This is a genomic window from Variovorax paradoxus (assembly GCF_030811855.1).
Classification (GTDB): Bacteria; Pseudomonadota; Gammaproteobacteria; order Burkholderiales; family Burkholderiaceae_C; genus Variovorax; species Variovorax paradoxus_L.
Map to the genome: position 1 here is coordinate 769,048 of NZ_JAUSRN010000001.1, position 19,153 is coordinate 788,200.

The window sequence follows — 19,153 nt, forward strand, 5'->3', positions numbered from 1 at the left end:
TCAAACGCCTTTGTTGTTGGGGTTCTTGTAGACCTCGCGCACGGCGTCGGACATCGGGAAGTTGAGGTTCACGTTGCGCGGCGGAATGGGTGTCATGAACCACTTGGTGTAGAGCTTGTCGATGGCGCCGGACTTCATCATCTCGGTCACGGTCTGGTCGACGATGGCCTTGAACTCGGGGTCGTCCTTGCGCATCATGATGCCGTAGGGTTCTTGCCGCAGCACGTCTTTCAGCAGCTTGTAGTCGGAGGCGTTGGGCTGATTGGCGATCAGGCCGGCCAGCTGCACGTCGTCGAGCACATAAGCCACGGCGCGGTCGCTCGCGAGCAGCAGGAAGGCGTCGGCCGTGTCCTTGCCCGCGATTTCCTGCACCTCGATGTTCTCGGTCTTGCGGAAGCCGCGCAGCAGCTGCATGGACGTGCTGCCGGCCACCGTGGCCACGGTCTTGCCCTGCAGGTCGGCGATCGAGTTGATGCCCGAGTTCTTCTTTACCGCGGCGGTGATGTTGGTGACGAAATGGCTCGGCGCAAAGTCGACCTGCTGCTGGCGCTGCACCGTGTTGGTGGTGGTCGCGCAGTCGAGGTCGACCGTGCCGTTTTGCACCAGCGGAATGCGGTTGGTCGAATTGAGCAGCGTGTAGCGCACCTCGATCTTCTGAAGGCCGAGCTTGGCCTTGATCGCATCGACCACCTTCAGGCAGATTTCGTTGGTGAAGCCGATCGGCGCGCTCTCGGCGCCGGTCTTGTAAGAGAACGGAATCTGCGTGTCGCGGCTGCCGATCTGCACCGTGCCGGTTTCCTTGATCTTGCGCAGCGTCGGGCTCTCTTGCGCGAAGGCAGCACCGCAGAGCAGCGCGATGCTGGCGCCGAGCGCGAGGGACTGTTTGAGGTTCATGGAATGTTCCTTTGAAAATGAGGCAGGAAGTACACGGGCAGGACCGGAGCGAATCTTCTGCGCACCTTCAAATTTCTAAAAGCGATTTTTTGTGATCGAATAACATGAATAAAAGGATTCAATATAAGGGCACGCACCGTGATGACTTTCAAGCAACTCGAAGCCCTGTACTGGATCGCCAAGCTCGGCGGTTTCGCCCAGGCGGCCAACCAGCTTCACACCTCGCAGTCGGCCGTGTCCAAACGGGTGCATGAACTCGAGCTGCTGTTCGACACGGAGCTTTTCGACCGCAGCCAGCGCACCGCGCGCCTGACTGAAAAGGGCGAGGAGATGTTCGTGCTCGCGACCCGGCTGCTCGAGCAGCGCGATGCCGCGGTCGAGCAATTCAGCAAGCCGGGCGTGGTAGAGCGCCGGTTGCGCATCGGCGTGACCGAGCTCACGGCGATGACATGGCTGCCGCGGCTCGTCGGCCTGATCCAGCGGCACTACCCGAAGGTCATTCTCGAGCCCGATGTCGACGACAGCCTGCAGTTGCGCGACAAGCTCTTGGCCGACGAGCTCGACCTCGTGATCGTGCCCGACACCTTTGCCGATGCGCGCATGCAGAACAAGACCATCGGCCAAGTGAAAAGTGCCTGGATGTGCAAGCCCGGTGTGGTGCAGGCCACCGGCCGCATGCGGCTGCACGAGCTTGCGCGGCATCGCATGCTGGTGCAGGGCAAGAGCTCTGGCACCGGCCGCGCCTATGACGCCTGGATGAAGGACCAGGGCGTGCAGCCTTCCGACACCATCGTGGTGAGCAACCTCGTGGCGCTGACCGGTCTCACCGTGTCGGGCCTGGGCGTGAGCTATCTTCCGCGCCAGTGCCTGGAACCTCTGGTTGCGGCCGGCATGCTGGCCGTAATCGACGTGGTGCCCGCCCTGCCCGTGGTGCGCTACGTGGCCATGCACAAGGGCGAGCACCGCAGCGCTCTCACCTCGTCCATCGTCATGCTCGCGCAGGAATGCTGCGATTTCACGCGCATGTTCCAGGCCCAGTCCGACGAAGAGTCGGACGCTTGAGCGCACGGCTGGTGCACACTTGCACACTCGCCTGTCCCGCAACTCCTCGGCTCTTTCGCACATGAAACCCCGCAAGCAAACCTCGTCCACACCCAACATCCGGGTCGCGCCCAGCGGAGTGCACGGACTCGGTGCGTTTGCGACGCGCGATCTGCCGGCCGAGGCATTTCTCGGCCTCTACGAAGGCCGGCGCTACACGCCGCAGCAGATCGCCGCCAAGTCGTGGGACGACCAGCTCACCTATCTGTTCACGCTCTCCAACCACGAGACGATCGACGGCGCCAAGGGCGGCAACGGCACGCGCCACCTGAACCACGCCTGCGACCCCAACTGCGAGGCGGTCGAGGAATACGATGAAGCGGGCGAGTTGCTGCTGAAGTTTCAAACCCTTGTGCCGGTCGATGAGGGCGACGAGTTGTTCATCGACTACTCGCTGACCGCGGACGACGGTTCGCCGGCTGAAAATTACCCTTGCCGTTGCGGCTCGCCGAATTGCCGCGGGACGATGCTGGCGCCGGCCTAGAGCTGCAGGTTCACCGCCACCCTCGGCCCCCCTGGCGACGATTGCGCCACCACCACGATCCGATCTTCCAGCCGCTGGAAATGCAGGTCCACCCGCGCGTCGCCCACGCGCAAATGCCGCACGTGCAGATGGTCGATGTCGGCCGGCAGCCTCGGGTGCACGATGGTCACCTGGCGCCGGATGCCGTCGACCTGGAGGCCCAGGCAGGCTTGCAGCAGCATGAAGGCCGATCCCGCTGCCCATGCTTGCGGCAGGCAGGCCACGGGATAGGCGATCGGCGACTGCCCCGGCTGCCGGTCGAAGCCGCAGAACAACTCGGGCAGGCGCATGCCGAAGTGCGCGGCCGACTCGAACAGGTTGTCGAGGATGCGCACCACGCCCTCGCGTTCGCCATAGCGCGCCATGCCGGCCGCGCACAGCGCAGCATCATGCGGCCATACCGATCCGTTGTGATACGACATCGGATTGAAGCGCACCGCTTCGATGGGCAGGGTGCGGATACCCCAGCCGGAGGCAAAGGCCGGCGACAGCAGCTGCCGGCCCACCGCGACGGCGCGCTCGACGATCGGCAGGCCGGTGAACAGGAGATGCCCTGCATTGGACGCGCGCACGCGGCAGGGCTGATTGCTGCCGTCGATGGCCAGCGCATAGAACTGCAGGTCGTCGAGCCAGAAGCGGTTCTCGACCGCGACGCGCATGGCCGCCGCACGCTGGCGCCAGTGGGCAGCACCCGAGTCGACGCGCCACTCGGCGATCGACGCCATCGCAAGGAAGGCCGCATACACATAGCCCTGCACTTCGACCAGCGCGATCGGCCCCTCGGGGGTCCGGCCATCGACATGGAAGATGGAGTCGTGGCTGTCCTTCCAGCCCTGGTTGACGAGCCCGCTGGTTTCGCCGCGCTGGTAGGCAAGGAGGCCGTCGGGGTGGCGCGCCATGTTGCGCTCCATCCACTCGCAAGCCGCGAGCAGCGCGGGCCAGATCCGGTCGATGGTGGCGTGGTCCGCGGTGCGCTGCGCATAGGCACCTGCCAACGCGACGAAGAGCGGCGTAGTGTCGACCCCGCCGTAGTACTGGCCAAAGGGCAGTTCGTCGACCGCGGCCATCTCGCCCTTGCGGGTCTCGTGCATGATTTTTCCGGGCTCCGCATCGCGGAAGCTCGAGGTCTGGCGCGACTGCCTCGCCGCAAGAAATTCGAGCACGCCCTGCGCAAGCCGGGGGTCGATCCACAGCGTCTGGAAGGCCGTCACGATGGCGTCGCGGCCGAAGGGCGTCGAGAACCACGGAATGCCGGCGTACGGATAAGGGCCGGTCGGCAGGTCGGTGGTGAGCAACGCAAGATCGGCGCGCGAGCGGTCGAGCCACGCCTGAAACAGGCGACCCGAACTCTCCAGCCGCGAGCCGCGCCGCTGCCGGGCGCGCATGCGCCACCGCGCGAGCACGCCGGCGTCCCTGAAACGCTCGGGACCGGGCCGCGCGGGCTCCATTCCCACTTCGATGTGCAGCGTCCATTCGCCGTGCGCCGCGAGCGGCACGCTGAAGCTGGCGGTGCCGGCGTCCAGATGCCGCGGCACCTGTGAGAAGCCGATGCAGGCCCGCCGCAGCACGGTGTCGAGCCCCTCGTAGCGCAGCTCCACGGCCTGCACACCCACCTCGGGCGCATCGAACTCGCCGCGCCGTGCGCGCTGCTGGCCGCGCACTTCGAACATGTCGCGGAAGTCGGCACCGAACTGCAGCGTGAGCGGCGCCTCCGCCGGCTGGTCGCTGTAGTTCACGAGCCGCAGGCGCTCGAACAGCCGCGCGCCCCAGAGAAAGCGCTTGCGCTCGAGATGGATCACGCCCTGCGGCATCGACGTGGAGCCGAGCACCGGCAGCGGGTGGTTGGTGAGGTTGGCGGTGAAGAACACGTTGTCCTGGCTGACGCCGCTGGACAGCAGCGAGGGCCGCGCGCCGTTCAGCCGCAGCACGAAGGTCGACAGCATGCGCGTGTCGTTGTGAAAGAGGCCGTCCACGCCGCCGCCCACGTCGCCATGCGCATCCATCACGAAGTAGGTGTCGCCCTCCTTGAGCACGAAGGCGTGCTGCACCGCGCGTTCGGTCGCCGGCTCCGCCTGTTCGGTCGCGGGCACATCCTCGCTCATGCTCAGGCCGCCTCGGGGTACAGCTCGCCCTGGGGGGGCAGCACACTGCCGCCCGCCAGCCGCTCATACTGCTCAACATAGGCACTGGCCATCGCATGCGCCGAGAACCGCCGGTCGAAGCACTGCCGCACGCGGCGGCGGTCGAGCGCGCCGATGGCCTGCACCGCTTCGACGGCCTGCGCCTCGTCGTCGACGATGAGACCGCTCACGCCATGCTCGATAACTTCGGGCACCGAGCCGCAGCGCCATCCGATCACCGGCGTGCCGCAGGCCATGGCCTCGATCATCACGAGGCCGAAGGGTTCGGGCCAGTCGATCGGGAAAAGCAGCGCCCGCGCACCGCCGAGAAACGCGGCCTTGTCGGCATCGCCGATTTCGCCGATGAATTCGACCAGCGGGTTGTCCAGCAGCGGCCGGATCTCCTGCGCGAAGTAGCGCGCATCGACCGCATCGACCTTGGCCGCGATCCTGAGCGGCATGCCGGCCTTGGTCGCGATCGCAATGGCGCGGTCGGGCCGCTTTTCGGGCGAGATGCGTCCGAGGAAGGCCAGGTAGCTGCCGGGATTCGGCTCGAAGGCATAGGGCGTCTCGTCGAGCCCGTGCGAAATGTTTGCGAGCCAATTGGCAAACGGCAGCGGCCTGCGCTGGTGCCGCGAGATGGAAACCAGCGGGTACTGCTTCCAGCGCATGTAGGCGCCGGGCAGGTCGGCAATGTCGAGGCGGCCGTGAAGCGTGGTGAGGGTGCGGCCCGCCATGTCCTCGAAGAACGGGAAGTGCAGCAGGTCGACATGGAAATGGAGCACGTCGAATTCATTCGCCCGCCGTCGCACCTCGTGCAGCATGTTCATGTGGCTGGCCAGGTCGGACTTCAGGGGCGCCGGGTCCAGGCGCAGAGCCTGTGCCCGGGTGGGCGCCAGTTGGGCCCGAGTCTGCGTGTCCGCGGAGGCGAACAGCGTGACCTCATGGCCCTGATCGACCAGCGCGTTGGCCAGGTGAGCGACCACCCTTTCGGTGCCGCCATAAAACCGTGGCGGCACGGCTTCGTACAACGGGGCAATCTGCGCGATCTTCATCGTCAACACAGTCTCCTCGAAAGGAAATCAATGAACAAGGAATGAGAGCGAAGAAATGGAACGAAGGCCGGCTTCCTTGCAACCATTTTTTCCGGATTGCAAGAGCCGCGGTGTCAGCCAAAGCCGCTTGCACGCGGGGAGCGCCTGCCCTTTGCTCGGCGGGCTCCTGAAAGAATCCGTCACAAAAAAAGCTGGGCGGCAACCTCTTGCAAAGCGCTGCAGGCCATGGCGCCGGCGCACAGGTCCACGCCGGCCGCCGGCATGGACCTGTGCGTTGTCCTGAAGCAAAAAAAGCGGCGTCCGACTGCGGGACGCCGCTTTTTCTTGAAGCCGAGGCGGTTGCTGCCCGCTAGCCCACCGTATCGAAGCCCGGCGCCTGCGCCATTTCGGAGGCCTTGTAGATCTTGTGTTGCGCCGTTGGGCCGAGCGCGTCGGAGACCACCAGCAGGCGCCAGAGCGGCTCGCCCGCCGAAGCGGCGCGTTCTTCGCCCGTGAGCTGGAACGCAGGCAGGCCGGTGGCGGTACCCTTCACCACGACCCGCAGAAGCGTCGCGCCCTTGGCATTCGACACCTCGATGTCGTAGCCGCGGCCCTGGCTGCTCACGTCCTCGGCGTTGTAGCCGTAGCCCTTGAAGTGGCGCATCACGTAGGCCGCGGCGGCGGCCTGTACCTCTTCGCGCGAGACCTGTCCGGAGCCCGGCTGGCTTTCCGCCGCGGTGTCGGGAACGCTGCCTCGGGCCCTGGAGGCCTTGATTTCGGCTTCGTCGGGAACCCAGCCGCGCGGGCCGCGGACCAGCACCGCGAGCTTTCGCACCGGCTCCCAGAGGGCGACATGCCATTCGCTCTCGTCGCGCACCCGCGTCGACACTTTCGCGCTCTTGTTGCTTTCGAGTTCGGCGATCGGCACCCGGTTCGTCTGCAGCACGGCGCGAAAGCCCTGCTCCGCATCGAAGGTGCGCTTGAGCAGCGCCAGCCGATCCTTGGCACGCTGGATCTGGTAGGGGGTGCGTTCGGCGCCGTCCGGCCGATGGTGCGTGTCCAGCGACTCGAGACAGAACCAGCGCCCCCCTGCACCCACGCTCACATATTCCGCCCAGATGGTCGCAATGACGTTGTCGCCGGTCGCCAGCCAGGCCTGCTCGAACGGCTTTTCGCGCGCGTCGAACACGCCCATCTTGGCGACGATTTCGACCGGCGTGAGCCTCGGTCCTGACAGGCGCATCTCGTCGATGACGGCGAGTACGGGGGGATCGACTTCCTTGTCCATGCAGCGGGGGGTTTTGGCGAATAGGGGGGTGGGAGTATGCCGTATCGGTGCTCGCCCTTTTTGAGATGGCCGGCCATTCGCACACCTGTTACGGCGGCCCTACATTGTTTCGCTTGCCGCAAGGGTACTCATCGGCCCAAGGCAGAATTCCGGCAAAGGCGTACCGCATATGAATACCCCGACCCCGACCCCGCTCCCCATCCTCCAGCTCGACGACGTGGGCTTCGCCTACCCTGGCCAGCCGGCGCTGGCATCCGGCTGGTGCGCCTCCATCGGCGAAGGCGTCGCGCTGCTGTATGGCGACACGGGCAGCGGAAAGTCGACCCTGCTGCGCGTGATCGCCGGCACGCTGCCTGCTTCCGGCCGACTGGCACTGTCAGGCGCACGCCTGGGCGCGGAGCCCAACGCCTACAAGAGCCAGGTGTTCTACTGCGACCCGGCCACGGATGCCTTCGACCAAGTGACCGCGCGTGCCTGCACGGCCGCCCTGGGCGAGGGCGATGCGGGTTTCGACGCGGCGCTGTGGCAAACACTCGTCGAGGGCTTCTCGCTGCTGCCGCACATCGACAAGCCGATGTACATGCTCTCGACCGGATCGAAACGCAAGGTGTGGCTTGCGGCCGCCCTGGCTTCCGGCCGGCCGCTGGTGCTGCTCGACGAGCCCGAAGTCGCGCTCGACGCGCGGTCGATCGGCTGCCTGTGGAAGACCATCGAATCGCTCGCGGCGCGGCCGGGCCATGCGATCGTCATTGCGAGCAGCGCCCGCCTCGAACACGTTCCGCAGATTCAACTCGCCGGCTGCATCGAGCTGCCGCTTCGTTGTTGAACGCGGCGCCCGCCCCGGCTTATTTGCCCCAGATCCGCTTGTAGGCGTCCCGATAGCCGTTGCCGGGATCGAAGCTGTTGTTCGGACCGCCATCGTTCGCGATGTTCTCGGCCGTGACCAGATGCACCGGCGTCGAGTAGCCGCTCGGCGGCTGGCTGCCGAGTGCGCGGTTGATCTCGTCGACCATCTGCCAGCCATGCAGGCTCAGCGGCTCGGGCACGGTGCCGGCCTGGAAGCGCTTGCTGCGGATGCGCTGGTAGGCCGACTCCGAGCCATCGCCACCGGAGAGGTTCTGCAGGTTCTTTGCCATGCCGCCGGCGGATTGCAAGGTCGGCCCCATGAAGTCGAAGTAGAGATCGTTGATGCCCAGCGAATAGGTCCACTTGGCGCCATGGCGCTGGATCAGCGAGGTGGTCAGCTGCGGCATGCGGGTCGACGTATCGGCGAGCGGCGTGTCCTCCACGCCCAGCAAGGTGCAGCCGCCGCATTTCTTGATGACCTCGGCCATGGCGTTCGACTTGGCAATGGCCACCGCGTAGGCCGAATCGGTGAAGACCACCACGCCGGCCTTGCCTTCGGACTTGGCGACCGCGTAGAGCGCGGCGATTTCCGCCACGTCCTGCGCATTGGTCGTCACGTTGAAGAAGAGGCCGTCAACGGCGCCGGATTCCTTCGCGGCATGCCAGCCGACCACGGGGATCTTGGCCTCCGCCGCCTTCTTGACGCTGGTGGCCTGCTCCTTGGCGTCGAAGCCGCCAAGGAGGATGCCGGCCGGCTTGAGCGCCATCGCCTGGTTGAAGGCCGCGGTGCGGCCTTGCACTGTCCCCTGTCCATCGAGCACGCGCACCTTCCAGCCGATGACCTTGGTGGCCTCTTCCACGCCCTTGGAGACGCCGAGCACGCCGCCGTTGCGCATGTCGGATGCGACGAACACGATGGTCTTGTCGGCCGCGGCCTTGGGGCCGGTGGTGGGGCCGTCCCACTTGGTCTTCGGCGCGGTGGCGGCAGCAACCTTGGTCTTGGCGAGCTCCAGAAAATCGTCGGCCATGGCGTGGCCCGACAGGGCGGCAAGGCTCGCGGCCAGGGCGGCGGCGAACACCGTGCGGCGTGCACGGTGCAGGGATGCATGGAAGAAGGCTGTTGTCATGTTTGTCTCTCGTTGCTCTGGTTGGTGGTGGGAAAAGGGAACCTCAGGACTCCGCAGGCAGCTTCGGAGCGCCGGTGGCGGGATGCGAGGCGATCTGCTGCTCGGCGATGCGGCGCTTGATCGACTGGCCGCGCTTGCGTTGCGCATAGCCCGCGATGCCGATGGACACCAGCAGCGTGATGCCGTTGAACAGCGGCTCGACGAAGAACGCGCCGCCGAACTGCTGGATGCCCGAGATGCCCACGGCAAGGATCGCCACGCCGACCAGGGTGCCCCAGATGTTCACGCGCCCAGGCCGGATGGTGGTGGAGCCGAGGAAGGCGCCGACCAGCGCCGGCAGCAGAAACTCGAGCCCGACGCCGGCCTGGCCGATCTGCAGCCGCGAGGCCAGCACCACACCCGCAAAGGCCGACAGCGTCCCCGATGCGACGAACGCGCCCATCACGCACTTCTGCAGCGGAATGCCGTTGAGCACGGCGGCCTTCGGGTTGGAGCCGATCACGTAGAACGCGCGTCCGATCGGCGTGTGCTCGCTCACCAGCCACAGCACCACCGCCAGCGCCATCACGTAGAACGCCGTCACCGGCAGGCCGAAGAGATCGGCGCCCGCGATGTTCACGAAACCATCGGGCAGGCTGCCGATCACCTGGCGCCCGCCGCTGTGCCACATGGCGATGGCGTACAGCACGGTGCCGGTGCCCAGCGTGGCAATGAACGAGTCGATCTGCGCCTGCTCCACCAGCACGCCATTGAGTACGCCGAAGAGCGCACCGCACAGCAGCACCACGGCCACAGCCGCGGGCCACGAGAGCCCGAACTGGGTCTGCAGACTGATCGCGAGGATGTGCCACAGCACGATGCCGTAGCCGACCGTGAGATCGATCTTGCCGGTCATCATCGGGATGGTCGCGGCCAGCGCGAGCAAGGCGATCACCGACTTGTCGCTGAGGATCGAGCGCAGGTTGAACAGTGTCGGAAAGCTCTGCGGCAGCAGGATCGAGAACAGCACGATGAGGCCGATGGTCAGCACCGGCAGGCCGTAGACCGGCATCTGCCGACCCATGCGGCCCAAGAGGCCCAGCGTGTGGGCGGTGTCGAAGGACGGATCGGGTTCGAGCGCGGTGGCCCGGATGGAAGTGGTCATGACGCTATTGCCTCTGGTGTTGTAGTGGGTGTCTTCTTGGCGGGTGTCGCCGTGTCGTCGCCGCCCGCAGCAGCGACCAGCAGGCGCGCGACGCTGAGCCCGGCGCCGCCGAGTTCGCACGCCACCGTGCCGCCGCGAAACACCATGGCGCGCGTGCACACGTTGGCGACCTCCTCGAAGTCGGTGGAGATCACCAGCACGCAGACGCCGGCATCGGCCTGCTCGCGCAAGATCTCGTAGATCTGCCGCTTGGCGCCGACGTCGACGCCCGCGGTGGGCTCCTCCAGGATGAGGAGCGGCAGCTTCAGGTTCATCCAGCGCGCCAGCACCACCTTCTGCTGGTTGCCGCCGCTGAGGTTCTGGATCTCGGCATGCGGCGCGGGCGGATTGATGTCGAACTGGCGGATCAGGCGCCGCGCTTCGGCCGATTCGGCTTGCGGCGCGAGCCGCGTCATCAGGGTGCCGAGCGCGAGCGCGGGATTGGGGAACAGGTTCTCTTGCACGCTGAGGCTGGCGCCGAGGTTTTCATCGATACGGTCGGCCGCCACCAGCCCGATGCCGAGCCGGATGGCCTCCGCGGGGTTGCGCGGCGCAACGGACCGATCGCCGATCAGGATGCGGCCACGCTCCAGTTCCATGAGGCCGAACAGCATGCGCCCGATCGCCTCGTGGCCGGCGCCGCGCAGGCCGATCAGGCCCAGCACCTCGCCGCGGCGGGCCTGCAGCGTCACGGGGCCGGCGTTGGCCGCATACACCGCGTCGAGCGTGAGCAGCGTCTCGGTGCCGTCGCCGCGCGCCTTGGGCAGAGATGCATCGAACTTGCTGCCGACGATCAGCTCGACCAGTTCGGCCGCGCTCGCTTGTTGCGTCACGCGGGTGCCGACCAGCTTGCCGTCGCGCATGACCGCCGCGCGGTCCGAGATGTCCATGATCTCGTCGAGCCGGTGCGAGACATAGATCATTGCCACGCCGCGCTCACGCAGCTGCCGCAGAAGCGCGAACATGCGCTGCACGTCGGCCATCGGCAGGCTGGCGGTGGGCTCGTCGAGCACCAGCACGCGCGCGTCGGCATCCAGCGCGCGGCCGATCGCGAGCAGCGACTTCTCGGCGCGCGTCAACGTGAACACGCGGCGCCGCGGATCGATGTCGCAGCCGACGTGGCCGAGCACGCGGCGCGCGTTGCGCTCGACCTGCTTCCAGTCGATGAGCCCGAACCGGCGCGGAAATCCCATGCCGAGCGCCACGTTCTCGGCCACCGTCATCCATTCGACCAGCCCGAGGTCCTGGTGGATGAACGCCATGCCCTGCTGGTCGCGGGGCACCGTGCGCCACTCGGCCTCGGGGCGGTCCTGCAGGAACACGCTGCCGCTGTCCTGGCTGTAGACGCCCGCCAGGATCTTGATCAGGGTCGACTTGCCGGCGCCGTTCTCGCCCAGCAGCGCGAGGATCTCGCCGGCATGCAGGTCCAGCGAGACATCGTCGACGGCCTGCGTGCCGCCAAAGCGCTTGCTCAGCGCCTCGACGCGCAGCACGGGGCGCGCGGTGGCCGGGCCGTTCACAGCATCACCACGCATGACACGTCCGGCTCGCGCTGGGTCGCGATGAAGCGTTCGAAAGCCAGCGTCTCCATGTTGAAGTAGCCGAGCTTGTCGTTGTCCTGGCTGACGAAGGCAAGCGGGCGGGTGGGGTGGAAGCTCAGCGCGATCGGCCGCGCTTCCATCGGAATGCGGGCCAGTTCCTCCAGGCTTGCCGAATCGACCACCGAGAGGCTGCGCTCGCCATAGTTGGTGACCACCAGCCGCCCGTCGCGGTACAGGTACAGGCGCGTCGGGTCGTCGCGCGAAGGGGCTTCGCGCAGCACCTTCATGCTCGCGGTGTCGATGGCCGCGAACGTGTTGCTCCAGCGGTTAGTGACGTAGAGCGTCTTCTCGTCGGCCGAGAGCGCATAGCCCTCGGGCTTCTCGCCGGGCGAGCAGGACACCGGCGCCATCGTGGCGTCGTGCGGCCGCACCTTGGTCACGGTGTGCGAGAGCAGGTTCATCACGTAGGCCGTCTGTCCATCGCGCGTCAGCGCGAACAGGTGGCTCTTGATGCCGCCGGCGGGCACGGCGCGACGCGGTGCGGGGTCGGTCTCGGGGCGGTCGAGCACCACCAGCTGCGCGCGGTCCTCGCTCAATGCATAGAGACGTCCCTTTTCGTCCATCTGCATGCCGTGCAGCCGGTTGAAAGGCGCGATGTCGATGGTGCGCGCAAGCTTGCGCGCGGCAAGGTCGATCTGGAAGATGCGCGTGCCGCCATGGCCCAGGTGGCCCGAGGTCTCGACACCGTAGTGGCCCACGTAGGCGAAACGCTTCGCCGTGTCCACCACGAACTCATGCGGAAACTCTTCGAGCTGGATGCTGTGCAGTCGCTCGCCACTCGCTACGTCGTAGTAGCTGAAGCAGTGGCTGCACTTTTCCACCAGGAGCAAGATTTCTTGTGTCATGGACGCTGGATTCCTTCCGTTCGAAGCGTGATGCGATAGAGCGAGGTGCTCGCTGCGATGTAGAGCTGGTTGCGCAGGGCGCCGCCGAAGCTGAGGTTGCCCACCTTCTCGGGCACATGGATCTTGCCGAGCAGGCTGCCGTCGGGGTGATAGACCTGCACGCTGTCCAGGCTGCTGGTGTAGAGCCAACCCTGCGCATCGAGGCGAAAGCCGTCGGGCAGGCCGGGGTTCACCTCGGCAAAGACGCGCGGGTTCGAGAGCCCGCCGGCATCCACGTCGAACACCATCAGGTGGTGGCGTCCGCCGCCCTCGCCGCGCATCGCGGCCGAGGTGTCGCTCACGTAGAGCAGCGATTCGTCGGGCGAGAACGCAAGGCCGTTGGGTTCCTCGACCGCATCGGTCATGGCGTCGAGCCGGCCGTTGGCCGGGTCGAAGCGGAACACGAAGTTGGCGGCCTGCTCGCGCTCGGCGCGGTGGCCTTCGCGGTCGCTCGCAATGCCGTAGGGCGGATCGGTGAACCAGATCGTGCCGTCGCGCTTCACGACGATGTCGTTGGGCGAATTGAGGCGCTTGCCGAGATAGCGGTCGACCACGATCTCGTCCGGCGTGCCGGCATGCACACCACCGGGCGAAGCCCGCGTGCGCACGATGGCGCGCAGTCCGTGCGAGCAGTGCAGCAGATCGCCGTTCAGGTCGCGCGTGTGACCATTGGTGAACTCGACGCCGCCGCGCCAGACCGCCATGCCGCCCTGCGCACTCCAGCGCAGCATGCGGTTGTTGGGAATGTCGCTCCAGAGCACGGCGTCGTCCTCGTGCATCCAGACCGGGCCTTCGCTCCACTCGGCGCCGGTGCAGAGGTGCTCGAGACGGGCGCCTTCGACCACCGGGGATAGCCGAGAATCGAAGATGTCGATGCGCGTGTCCACGTGGAGAGCTTCGGCGCTGTCCGCGTCGAGCCGAGTCCATCCCTTAGCCGTCGCGGCCATGAGCGTTCTTTCCATCTGCTTGTCTCCGACTGTTTTGCGGGAATCGTTGGCGGCAATCGTAGGCAGGCGATTGATCCCCGTAAATTGAAAGCTCTTGATCGATCAATAACCGGAGGTGATCAAAGAAGAGCATCGTCCGCGGACGTGCGAGGGCGCACGAGGGCCCCTCCACGCAGTGGAGCCAAGGCAGAGTCGAAGTCGGTCGAAAGAGGCAAGCACGGGCGCACCCGAGGCAGGCGCGCCCGAGCGGTGCCGTGCAGGCTCAGGCCACGAGCACCTGAAGGTTGCTGGCGCCCGGCAGCACGCGCAGCGTGGCGGCCAGCCGCACCGAATAGTCGCGGCTGAACACCGTGCTGATCTCGATGTATTCGCAGCGCGCTTCGGCCGTTGTCAGGGTCAGCACGGCATAGCCGCGCTTGCTGGTCTCGGCGTAGCGCAGGTCGTCGACCATGCGCTTGAAGCCATCGGACAGCAGGTCGTTGGCGATCAGCGGCAGCGCCCGTTCGAAACCGGGGGAGGACACCGAGGAGGTGCCGAATTCCACCCCCACCCGCTGGCCCGAGGAATCGGTGAGGTTCCCGGACCAGGCATTGTGCGTGTCGCCGGCCAGCGAGATCAGGTTCTTGCCCTGGCTGCGCGCCATGGCCAGCACGGCATCGCGCGCAGCCGGGTAGCCGTCCCACGCATCGAGGTTGTAGGGCACCTTCTGCTGCGCAATCAGGGCGCGCTGGCTTTCGCTGCGTGCGGACTCCGGGAGCGCCAGCGCCGCGAGGTATTCGGTCAGCGTCTCCAGGCTGAAGTTGGCCGCAACGCTCAGGGGAATGTGCATGCGCATCATGAGCACTTGCTGCCCGAGCACCTGCCAGGTGCAAGGCGATGCGGCGATGCGTCCGGACAGCCAGTCGACCTGCGGCTGGCCCAGCAGCTGACGCGTGGGCGCGGAGGCCTCGCCGGCGAGGTATTGGCTGAGCGTGACCTGCTTTTCGCGGCCGATCAGGCGGGTGTCGAGCATGTGCATCGATGCCAGCGTGCCGATGTCGAACGAGCGATAGATCCGCAGCGGGTTGGCCGGGTCGGGCAGCCGCGTCGGCAGCCACTCGTGGTAGGCCTGCACGGCAGCCGCGCGCCGTGCGGCAAAGCTGCCTTCGGTCGAATCGTCGTGGTTCTCGGCGCCGCCCGACCACGCATCGTCGGCCACGTCGTGGTCGTCCCACACGGCAATCATGGGCAGCCGCGCATGCAGGGCGCGAAGGTCGTTGTCGGTGCGGTACTGCGCATGGCGCAGGCGATAGTCCGTGAGTGACAGGAGCTCGTGGTCGGGGTTCGACTCGCGGTCGATGGCAATGGCGAGCTGCGAGGCATAGCCCACCCGGCCGTACTCGTAGATGTAGTCGCCCAGGTGCAGCACCACGTCGATGTCGGTGCGCTTGGCGATTTCGGCATAGACGTTGAAGTAGCCGCTCGGGAAGTTGGAGCACGACACCACCGCCAGCTTGGCCTGCGACACACCGCCCACCGGCAGCGTCTTCGTGCGGCCGACGGGCGAGTTGTCGTTGCCTATGGCAAAACGATAGAAGTAGGTGCTGGCCGGCTGAAGGCCGGTGACGTCCACCTTGACCGTGTAGTCGCGCTCGGCCCCCGTGCTGGCGGTGCCGCGCGCGATGATGATGCCGAAGCGGTCATCGCTTGCCACTTCCCAGTCGACATTGATGGTGCCCGGCGCGAGCGCCGTCACGCGCGTCCAGATGATCACGCGGTCGGACAACGGATCGCCGCTGGCGATGCCGTGCTTGAACACCGAGCTGGAACCATCTGGCGGCCTGCCGCCGCCCACGCCGCCACCGAAGCCCCCTCCTCCCCCGTGACCGCCGCCGCCACCCCCGCACGCGGTCAGGCCGATGCCGCCGCTCGAGAACATCGCGAACAGCACGGCGCTCCGCAAGAGCGATCGTCGGGTGGTGCCTGTCAGGCCTTGCTGGGGATCGATGCCGCCGTCGTCGGCGATGGGGCTTGTCTGGTCATTCTTCTTGTCGTCAGTGCGCATGGCTGTCTCCTGGTCCGCCGACGGTGAGACGCACCGCACGCCTCAATCCCCTTTCGACGTCGGCGCCATTGAATGTGAAGAATTTCCATTTTTTCGTAGGCTTGCGCCGACGCCCGTGTCAGTCGCAAGCGCACGGCGTGCTTGCCGCAATTCTTTCGAACGGTGCAGAGGATGGCGGGCTTTTCCGCACCATCAGCGCACTGCGTTGGGCGCAATGGAAGTGGCAGTGGCAGCCGCAGACTGGCGATCCGCGCGCGCGATGCGTTGCTGCGCCCACTCGGCAACGAACAGCGCCACCGCAATGAAGGCCGCACCGACAAGGCCAAGAAAATGGCTGTCGAACCACGCGAGCGCCGCGCCGCCCGCGAGCCCCGAGATCGATACGCCCACATAGACCGCCGCCGAGTTCAGCCCCAGCAGCAGCGGCGCCGCGCTCGGCGTGATGCTGATCAGCCGATGCTGCTGCGGCACAAGCAGGCCCCAGCCGCACACGCCCCAGACGATCAGCGCGGGCACGGCCGTCGCAAGCGAAGCCGAGCTCCAGGGCAGCAGCGCAAAGTCGAGCGCCAACAGCGCGATGGCCACGTTGATGATGCGGCGGCTGCCGAAGCGGTCGGTCAGTCGGCCGGCGGCCAGGTTGCCCGCCGTTGCCGCCACGCCCCAGAGCAGCAGCAGACCGGCCAGCACGCGCGCGTCGCCGCCCGTTGCGCGGTCGAAGCTCGAACCGATGTAGGTGTAGACCAAAAAGAGGCCCGCATACACCAGCCACGTGGTCAGGAGCGTGAGCAGCACGCGCGCATCGCCCAGCGGTGCCAGACGTCGCGCGAGGCTGACGGCCGGCGGGTTGGGAATGTTGGGCAGGCGCCAGGCCACGCCGACTGCCGCGATCGTGCCGACGATGGCAACGAACCACATCGTCGCGCGCCAGTCCAGCCAGCCTCCAATGAAGGTGCCCAGCGGTGCCCCCAATGCCGTCGCGCTGGACAGCCCCGCAATGACGATGGCGAGCGCGCGTCCGCGCTGCTCGGGCGGCACCAGCGAGGCACCGGTGGCGGTGGCCGTCGGGCTGAACATGGCCGCGCCAAGCCCAGCCAGCAGCCGGCTGGCCAGCACCAGCTCGATGTTCGGCGCCACCGCGGTGATCACATTGCCGACCACGAACACCGCGAGACCCGCGAGCAGCAGCCGCTTGCGCGGCCAGTGCGCGGCCGTCGCCGCGATGACCGGCGACAGCAGCGCATAGCTCAGGGCATAGAGCGTGACCATCTGGCCAGCCAATGCGATGGACACATCAAGTGAAGAAGACACCTGGCCCAGCACGCCGGCCACGACGAAGCTGTCGGTGCCGATCGCAAACATGCCGGAGGCCAGAACGAGTAGGCGTTTGTCCATGAGGAACTCCTGAGGAAGCCGGGCCTGGGACCGGGCGAGACGAAAACGAAGATAGTTGCGTGACGAAACTTGAATGTAGCCGGTTAAGTTGCGTCACGCAACTTATGAAGTTAGAATGGCCCCATGTACCGAAAGACCTTTGAGGGCATGAACTGCTCGATTGCGCGCGCGCTCGACGAGGTCGGCGAGTGGTGGAGCCTGCTCGTCGTGCGCGAGTGCACACTGGGCACCACGCGCTTCGACGACTTCCAGCGCCGCCTGGGCATTGCGCGTAATGTGCTCACGGCCCGCTTGAACAGCCTCGTCGAACACGGCGTGCTGGAGAAGGTGCTGACTGAAGGCAGCGAGCGGCGCAGCGAATACCGGCTGACCGAAAAGGGCGAGGCGCTCTACCCAGCGCTCGTTGCGTTGATGCATTGGGGCGACCAGTGGTGCGGGCACGATGCACCGTTGCAGCTCGTCGAGCACGCAAGCGGCCAGCCGGTCGAGCCGGTGGGCCTGCGCGTGGGAAAGCGCAGCCTCGGGCTGCACGACGTGCGCCTCGAAGCCGGCCCGGGCGCGACCGCAAAGACGAAGGACGTCATCGAGGTGCGCAACCGGGCCATCCTCGGCGTGGGCTGAGGTGCAGCCGGCGCACCGAATGCTTCTGCGCCGCCTACGCCAATCGGCGCCTCGTCAGTCGCATTCTTGAAAGCGCTTGCACTCCGGAGTGACGCGGATCGACGTCAACGTGTTCTCGCCGTCGATGTGCTTCGCGGTGAACCTCACCCATGAGCCCTCGGCGATACCTTCCAGAAGTGTGCGGTCCCTCACCCTGAAGGCCTGGACCGTAAAGGGAAGCTTCGCCCTCGGGATCAACTTCAGCCGAACGTAAAGCTTGCCGTCTGGCTCCTCCTTGAAGGAGGTAAGGCGCGCGTAGGTGGTCACCGGCTTCACGGCCTCGACGGCCCCTTCGACAACCTTCGGTTCAGCCGAGTGAGCAGGCGCCGCCATCGCCATGGCAAGGCTCGACACGATCACGAGAACGAAGCGCAGCATAGGGATCGATGAAGTGAAGCTGTCTCCGATTCTGCCAACTACCCGCGCCGACCCACTTCGCCAGCGTGAGGCGGAAGTTGAAAGCGGTGCAGCTCCTTCCAGCGACCCGTCGAATTTTCGAGCAGCACGACCGAGCTGCACTCCGCCTTGATCGGACCGGATGCGCCAAGGCGAAGCCTCAACTCGGCCTCGGCCTCATCGGCTTCAGATGCACTGCCGTGCGCCACCGTAAGGTGCGGAACGATCTCTTGGTGCTCGCTCCCATACGGCGGGAAATCCGGAAACGCTTCCACCAATGCCATAGTCATTTCGACGAACGGTGCCGAAGGTTCGGGCGAGAGATAGGCCGTCGTCGGGAACCGAGCGACTTTCACGAGCGAGAACGAAAACGCGGCAACTTTCGCAAGCGCGTGCTGCGTCCCGTCGAGAACTTCGGGTGTGATGTGCCGCGGGTCCATGAAGGGAACCAGCAACGTGATGTGCGCCGGCACACCGAGTTGGGCAGTCGCATCGAACCGCTGGCGCAGTTCGGCGACAAGGGATTCAGCGGCGGGCACCTGGACAACCAATGCGGATATGGGCATGAGCGGGATGATATTCATCGCCGAGCGTCAGGACCTGCTTCACCACCCACGACTCGATCCTGGCTCCCTGGAGCGACATCAACTCATCCATAAGGGCCAATGCTCTTGACAGGGCCGTTCTATGCCAACCGGCCAGGTACACCGAAGAGTTACTTAAGGCTACATTCAGAAAACCAAAAAGGGGCCGGCTTTTTTTGACTGCGTCAGATGCCGGCAATTGGAGGAATGAATGCCGCTCTTGTTCCTGATGAGATTGCAGCACACGCCGCTGCCGGTCCGTGTCGTCCAGCCCAAGGAGATCCGCAATGTCTCGGTGCTGGTTGCCACAGGGTTGATCGAAGCCGAGATCTTCCCTCTCAAGCCGACCGACCCGTATGCCGCATCGCGCATGGCGACGGTGATGCGCATCACCGAGGAGGGCTTGGCCGAGATCGCGAAGATGGGCGAGCTTCCCAAGTTCGCGAAAACCTCGATGCGATTTGCGCGGGGATCGCGGTTGATGTCGTGAGCTTCCGCGTGCGCCGCGTCGCTATCGAACGGTGCGGCC

Annotated in this window: 18 protein-coding genes; 5 read left to right on the forward strand and 13 right to left on the reverse strand. The window is 66.2% G+C overall.

Features of this window, described 5'->3' with window-relative positions:
- Entirely contained in the window at nucleotides 1–894 is an 894-nt protein-coding gene (locus J2X92_RS03885; RefSeq protein WP_307573522.1) for an amino acid ABC transporter substrate-binding protein, read from the reverse strand.
- Between the two features lie 141 nt (nucleotides 895–1,035).
- Between J2X92_RS03885 and J2X92_RS03890 the strand changes: the two genes are divergently transcribed.
- Complete coding sequence (locus tag J2X92_RS03890) at nucleotides 1,036–1,956, forward strand: LysR family transcriptional regulator (protein ID WP_307573853.1); 921 nt, start codon at nucleotides 1,036–1,038, stop codon at nucleotides 1,954–1,956.
- A 61-nt stretch (nucleotides 1,957–2,017) separates the two neighbouring features.
- The gene (locus tag J2X92_RS03895; RefSeq protein ID WP_307573524.1) at nucleotides 2,018–2,479 is read left to right on the forward strand and encodes an SET domain-containing protein; all 462 of its coding nucleotides are present in this window, start codon (nucleotides 2,018–2,020) and stop codon (nucleotides 2,477–2,479) included.
- Here the strand turns inward: J2X92_RS03895 and J2X92_RS03900 are convergent.
- From J2X92_RS03900 to J2X92_RS03910, 3 genes are all read right to left on the reverse strand, one after another.
- On the reverse strand, nucleotides 2,476–4,620 hold the full coding sequence (locus J2X92_RS03900; RefSeq protein ID WP_307573525.1) for an amylo-alpha-1,6-glucosidase: 2,145 nt from the start codon (nucleotides 4,618–4,620) through the stop codon (nucleotides 2,476–2,478). The two genes, J2X92_RS03895 and J2X92_RS03900, sit on opposite strands and share 4 nt — an antisense overlap.
- Nucleotides 4,621–4,622: 2 nt before the next feature.
- Complete coding sequence (locus tag J2X92_RS03905) at nucleotides 4,623–5,693, reverse strand: glycosyltransferase family 4 protein (protein ID WP_307573854.1); 1,071 nt, start codon at nucleotides 5,691–5,693, stop codon at nucleotides 4,623–4,625.
- A 349-nt stretch (nucleotides 5,694–6,042) separates the two neighbouring features.
- On the reverse strand, nucleotides 6,043–6,960 hold the full coding sequence (locus tag J2X92_RS03910; protein ID WP_307573527.1) for a protein NO VEIN domain-containing protein: 918 nt from the start codon (nucleotides 6,958–6,960) through the stop codon (nucleotides 6,043–6,045).
- Nucleotides 6,961–7,129: 169 nt separating this feature from the next.
- On the opposite strand from J2X92_RS03910, the gene J2X92_RS03915 reads away from it, so the two are divergent.
- Nucleotides 7,130–7,786 carry an ABC transporter ATP-binding protein gene (locus tag J2X92_RS03915; protein ID WP_307573528.1) on the forward strand — a complete coding sequence of 219 codons (657 nt, stop codon included), beginning with the start codon at nucleotides 7,130–7,132 and terminating at the stop codon, nucleotides 7,784–7,786.
- 19 nt (nucleotides 7,787–7,805) lie between these two features.
- Here the strand turns inward: J2X92_RS03915 and J2X92_RS03920 are convergent, their stop codons facing one another.
- The 7 genes from J2X92_RS03920 to J2X92_RS03950 form a co-directional block, all read right to left on the reverse strand.
- Nucleotides 7,806–8,933 (reverse strand): ABC transporter substrate-binding protein, encoded by a 1,128-nt coding sequence (locus J2X92_RS03920; protein WP_307573530.1) that lies wholly within the window; start codon nucleotides 8,931–8,933, stop codon nucleotides 7,806–7,808.
- A 43-nt stretch (nucleotides 8,934–8,976) separates the two neighbouring features.
- On the reverse strand, nucleotides 8,977–10,077 hold the full coding sequence (locus J2X92_RS03925) for an ABC transporter permease (protein WP_307573531.1): 1,101 nt from the start codon (nucleotides 10,075–10,077) through the stop codon (nucleotides 8,977–8,979).
- Nucleotides 10,074–11,651 (reverse strand): sugar ABC transporter ATP-binding protein, encoded by a 1,578-nt coding sequence (locus J2X92_RS03930; protein WP_307573533.1) that lies wholly within the window; start codon nucleotides 11,649–11,651, stop codon nucleotides 10,074–10,076. The genes J2X92_RS03925 and J2X92_RS03930 overlap by 4 nt, the downstream gene beginning before the upstream one ends.
- Nucleotides 11,633–12,562, reverse strand: coding sequence for a YncE family protein (locus tag J2X92_RS03935; RefSeq protein ID WP_307573535.1), 930 nt, complete (start codon nucleotides 12,560–12,562; stop codon nucleotides 11,633–11,635). The genes J2X92_RS03930 and J2X92_RS03935 overlap by 19 nt, the downstream gene beginning before the upstream one ends.
- The gene (locus J2X92_RS03940; RefSeq protein ID WP_307573536.1) at nucleotides 12,559–13,563 is read right to left on the reverse strand and encodes an SMP-30/gluconolactonase/LRE family protein; all 1,005 of its coding nucleotides are present in this window, start codon (nucleotides 13,561–13,563) and stop codon (nucleotides 12,559–12,561) included. The genes J2X92_RS03935 and J2X92_RS03940 overlap by 4 nt, the downstream gene beginning before the upstream one ends.
- A 247-nt stretch (nucleotides 13,564–13,810) precedes the next feature.
- Nucleotides 13,811–15,592 carry an alkaline phosphatase D family protein gene (locus tag J2X92_RS03945; protein WP_307573537.1) on the reverse strand — a complete coding sequence of 594 codons (1,782 nt, stop codon included), beginning with the start codon at nucleotides 15,590–15,592 and terminating at the stop codon, nucleotides 13,811–13,813.
- 192 nt (nucleotides 15,593–15,784) lie between these two features.
- On the reverse strand, nucleotides 15,785–16,984 hold the full coding sequence (locus tag J2X92_RS03950; RefSeq protein ID WP_307573538.1) for an MFS transporter: 1,200 nt from the start codon (nucleotides 16,982–16,984) through the stop codon (nucleotides 15,785–15,787).
- 123 nt (nucleotides 16,985–17,107) lie between these two features.
- Between J2X92_RS03950 and J2X92_RS03955 the strand changes: the two genes are divergently transcribed.
- Nucleotides 17,108–17,605 (forward strand): winged helix-turn-helix transcriptional regulator, encoded by a 498-nt coding sequence (locus J2X92_RS03955; RefSeq protein ID WP_307573539.1) that lies wholly within the window; start codon nucleotides 17,108–17,110, stop codon nucleotides 17,603–17,605.
- 54 nt (nucleotides 17,606–17,659) lie between these two features.
- On the opposite strand, the gene J2X92_RS03960 is transcribed toward J2X92_RS03955, so the two are convergent.
- Nucleotides 17,660–18,022, reverse strand: a complete 363-nt coding sequence (locus J2X92_RS03960; RefSeq protein ID WP_307573540.1) for a hypothetical protein — start codon at nucleotides 18,020–18,022, stop codon at nucleotides 17,660–17,662.
- Nucleotides 18,023–18,060: 38 nt separating this feature from the next.
- Nucleotides 18,061–18,624, reverse strand: a complete 564-nt coding sequence (locus J2X92_RS03965) for a 2'-5' RNA ligase family protein (protein WP_307573541.1) — start codon at nucleotides 18,622–18,624, stop codon at nucleotides 18,061–18,063.
- 211 nt (nucleotides 18,625–18,835) lie between these two features.
- Here J2X92_RS03965 and J2X92_RS03970 point away from each other — a divergent pair, with 211 nt between their 5' ends.
- Nucleotides 18,836–19,114 carry a hypothetical protein gene (locus J2X92_RS03970; RefSeq protein WP_307573543.1) on the forward strand — a complete coding sequence of 93 codons (279 nt, stop codon included), beginning with the start codon at nucleotides 18,836–18,838 and terminating at the stop codon, nucleotides 19,112–19,114.
- Nucleotides 19,115–19,153: the final 39 nt, after the last annotated feature.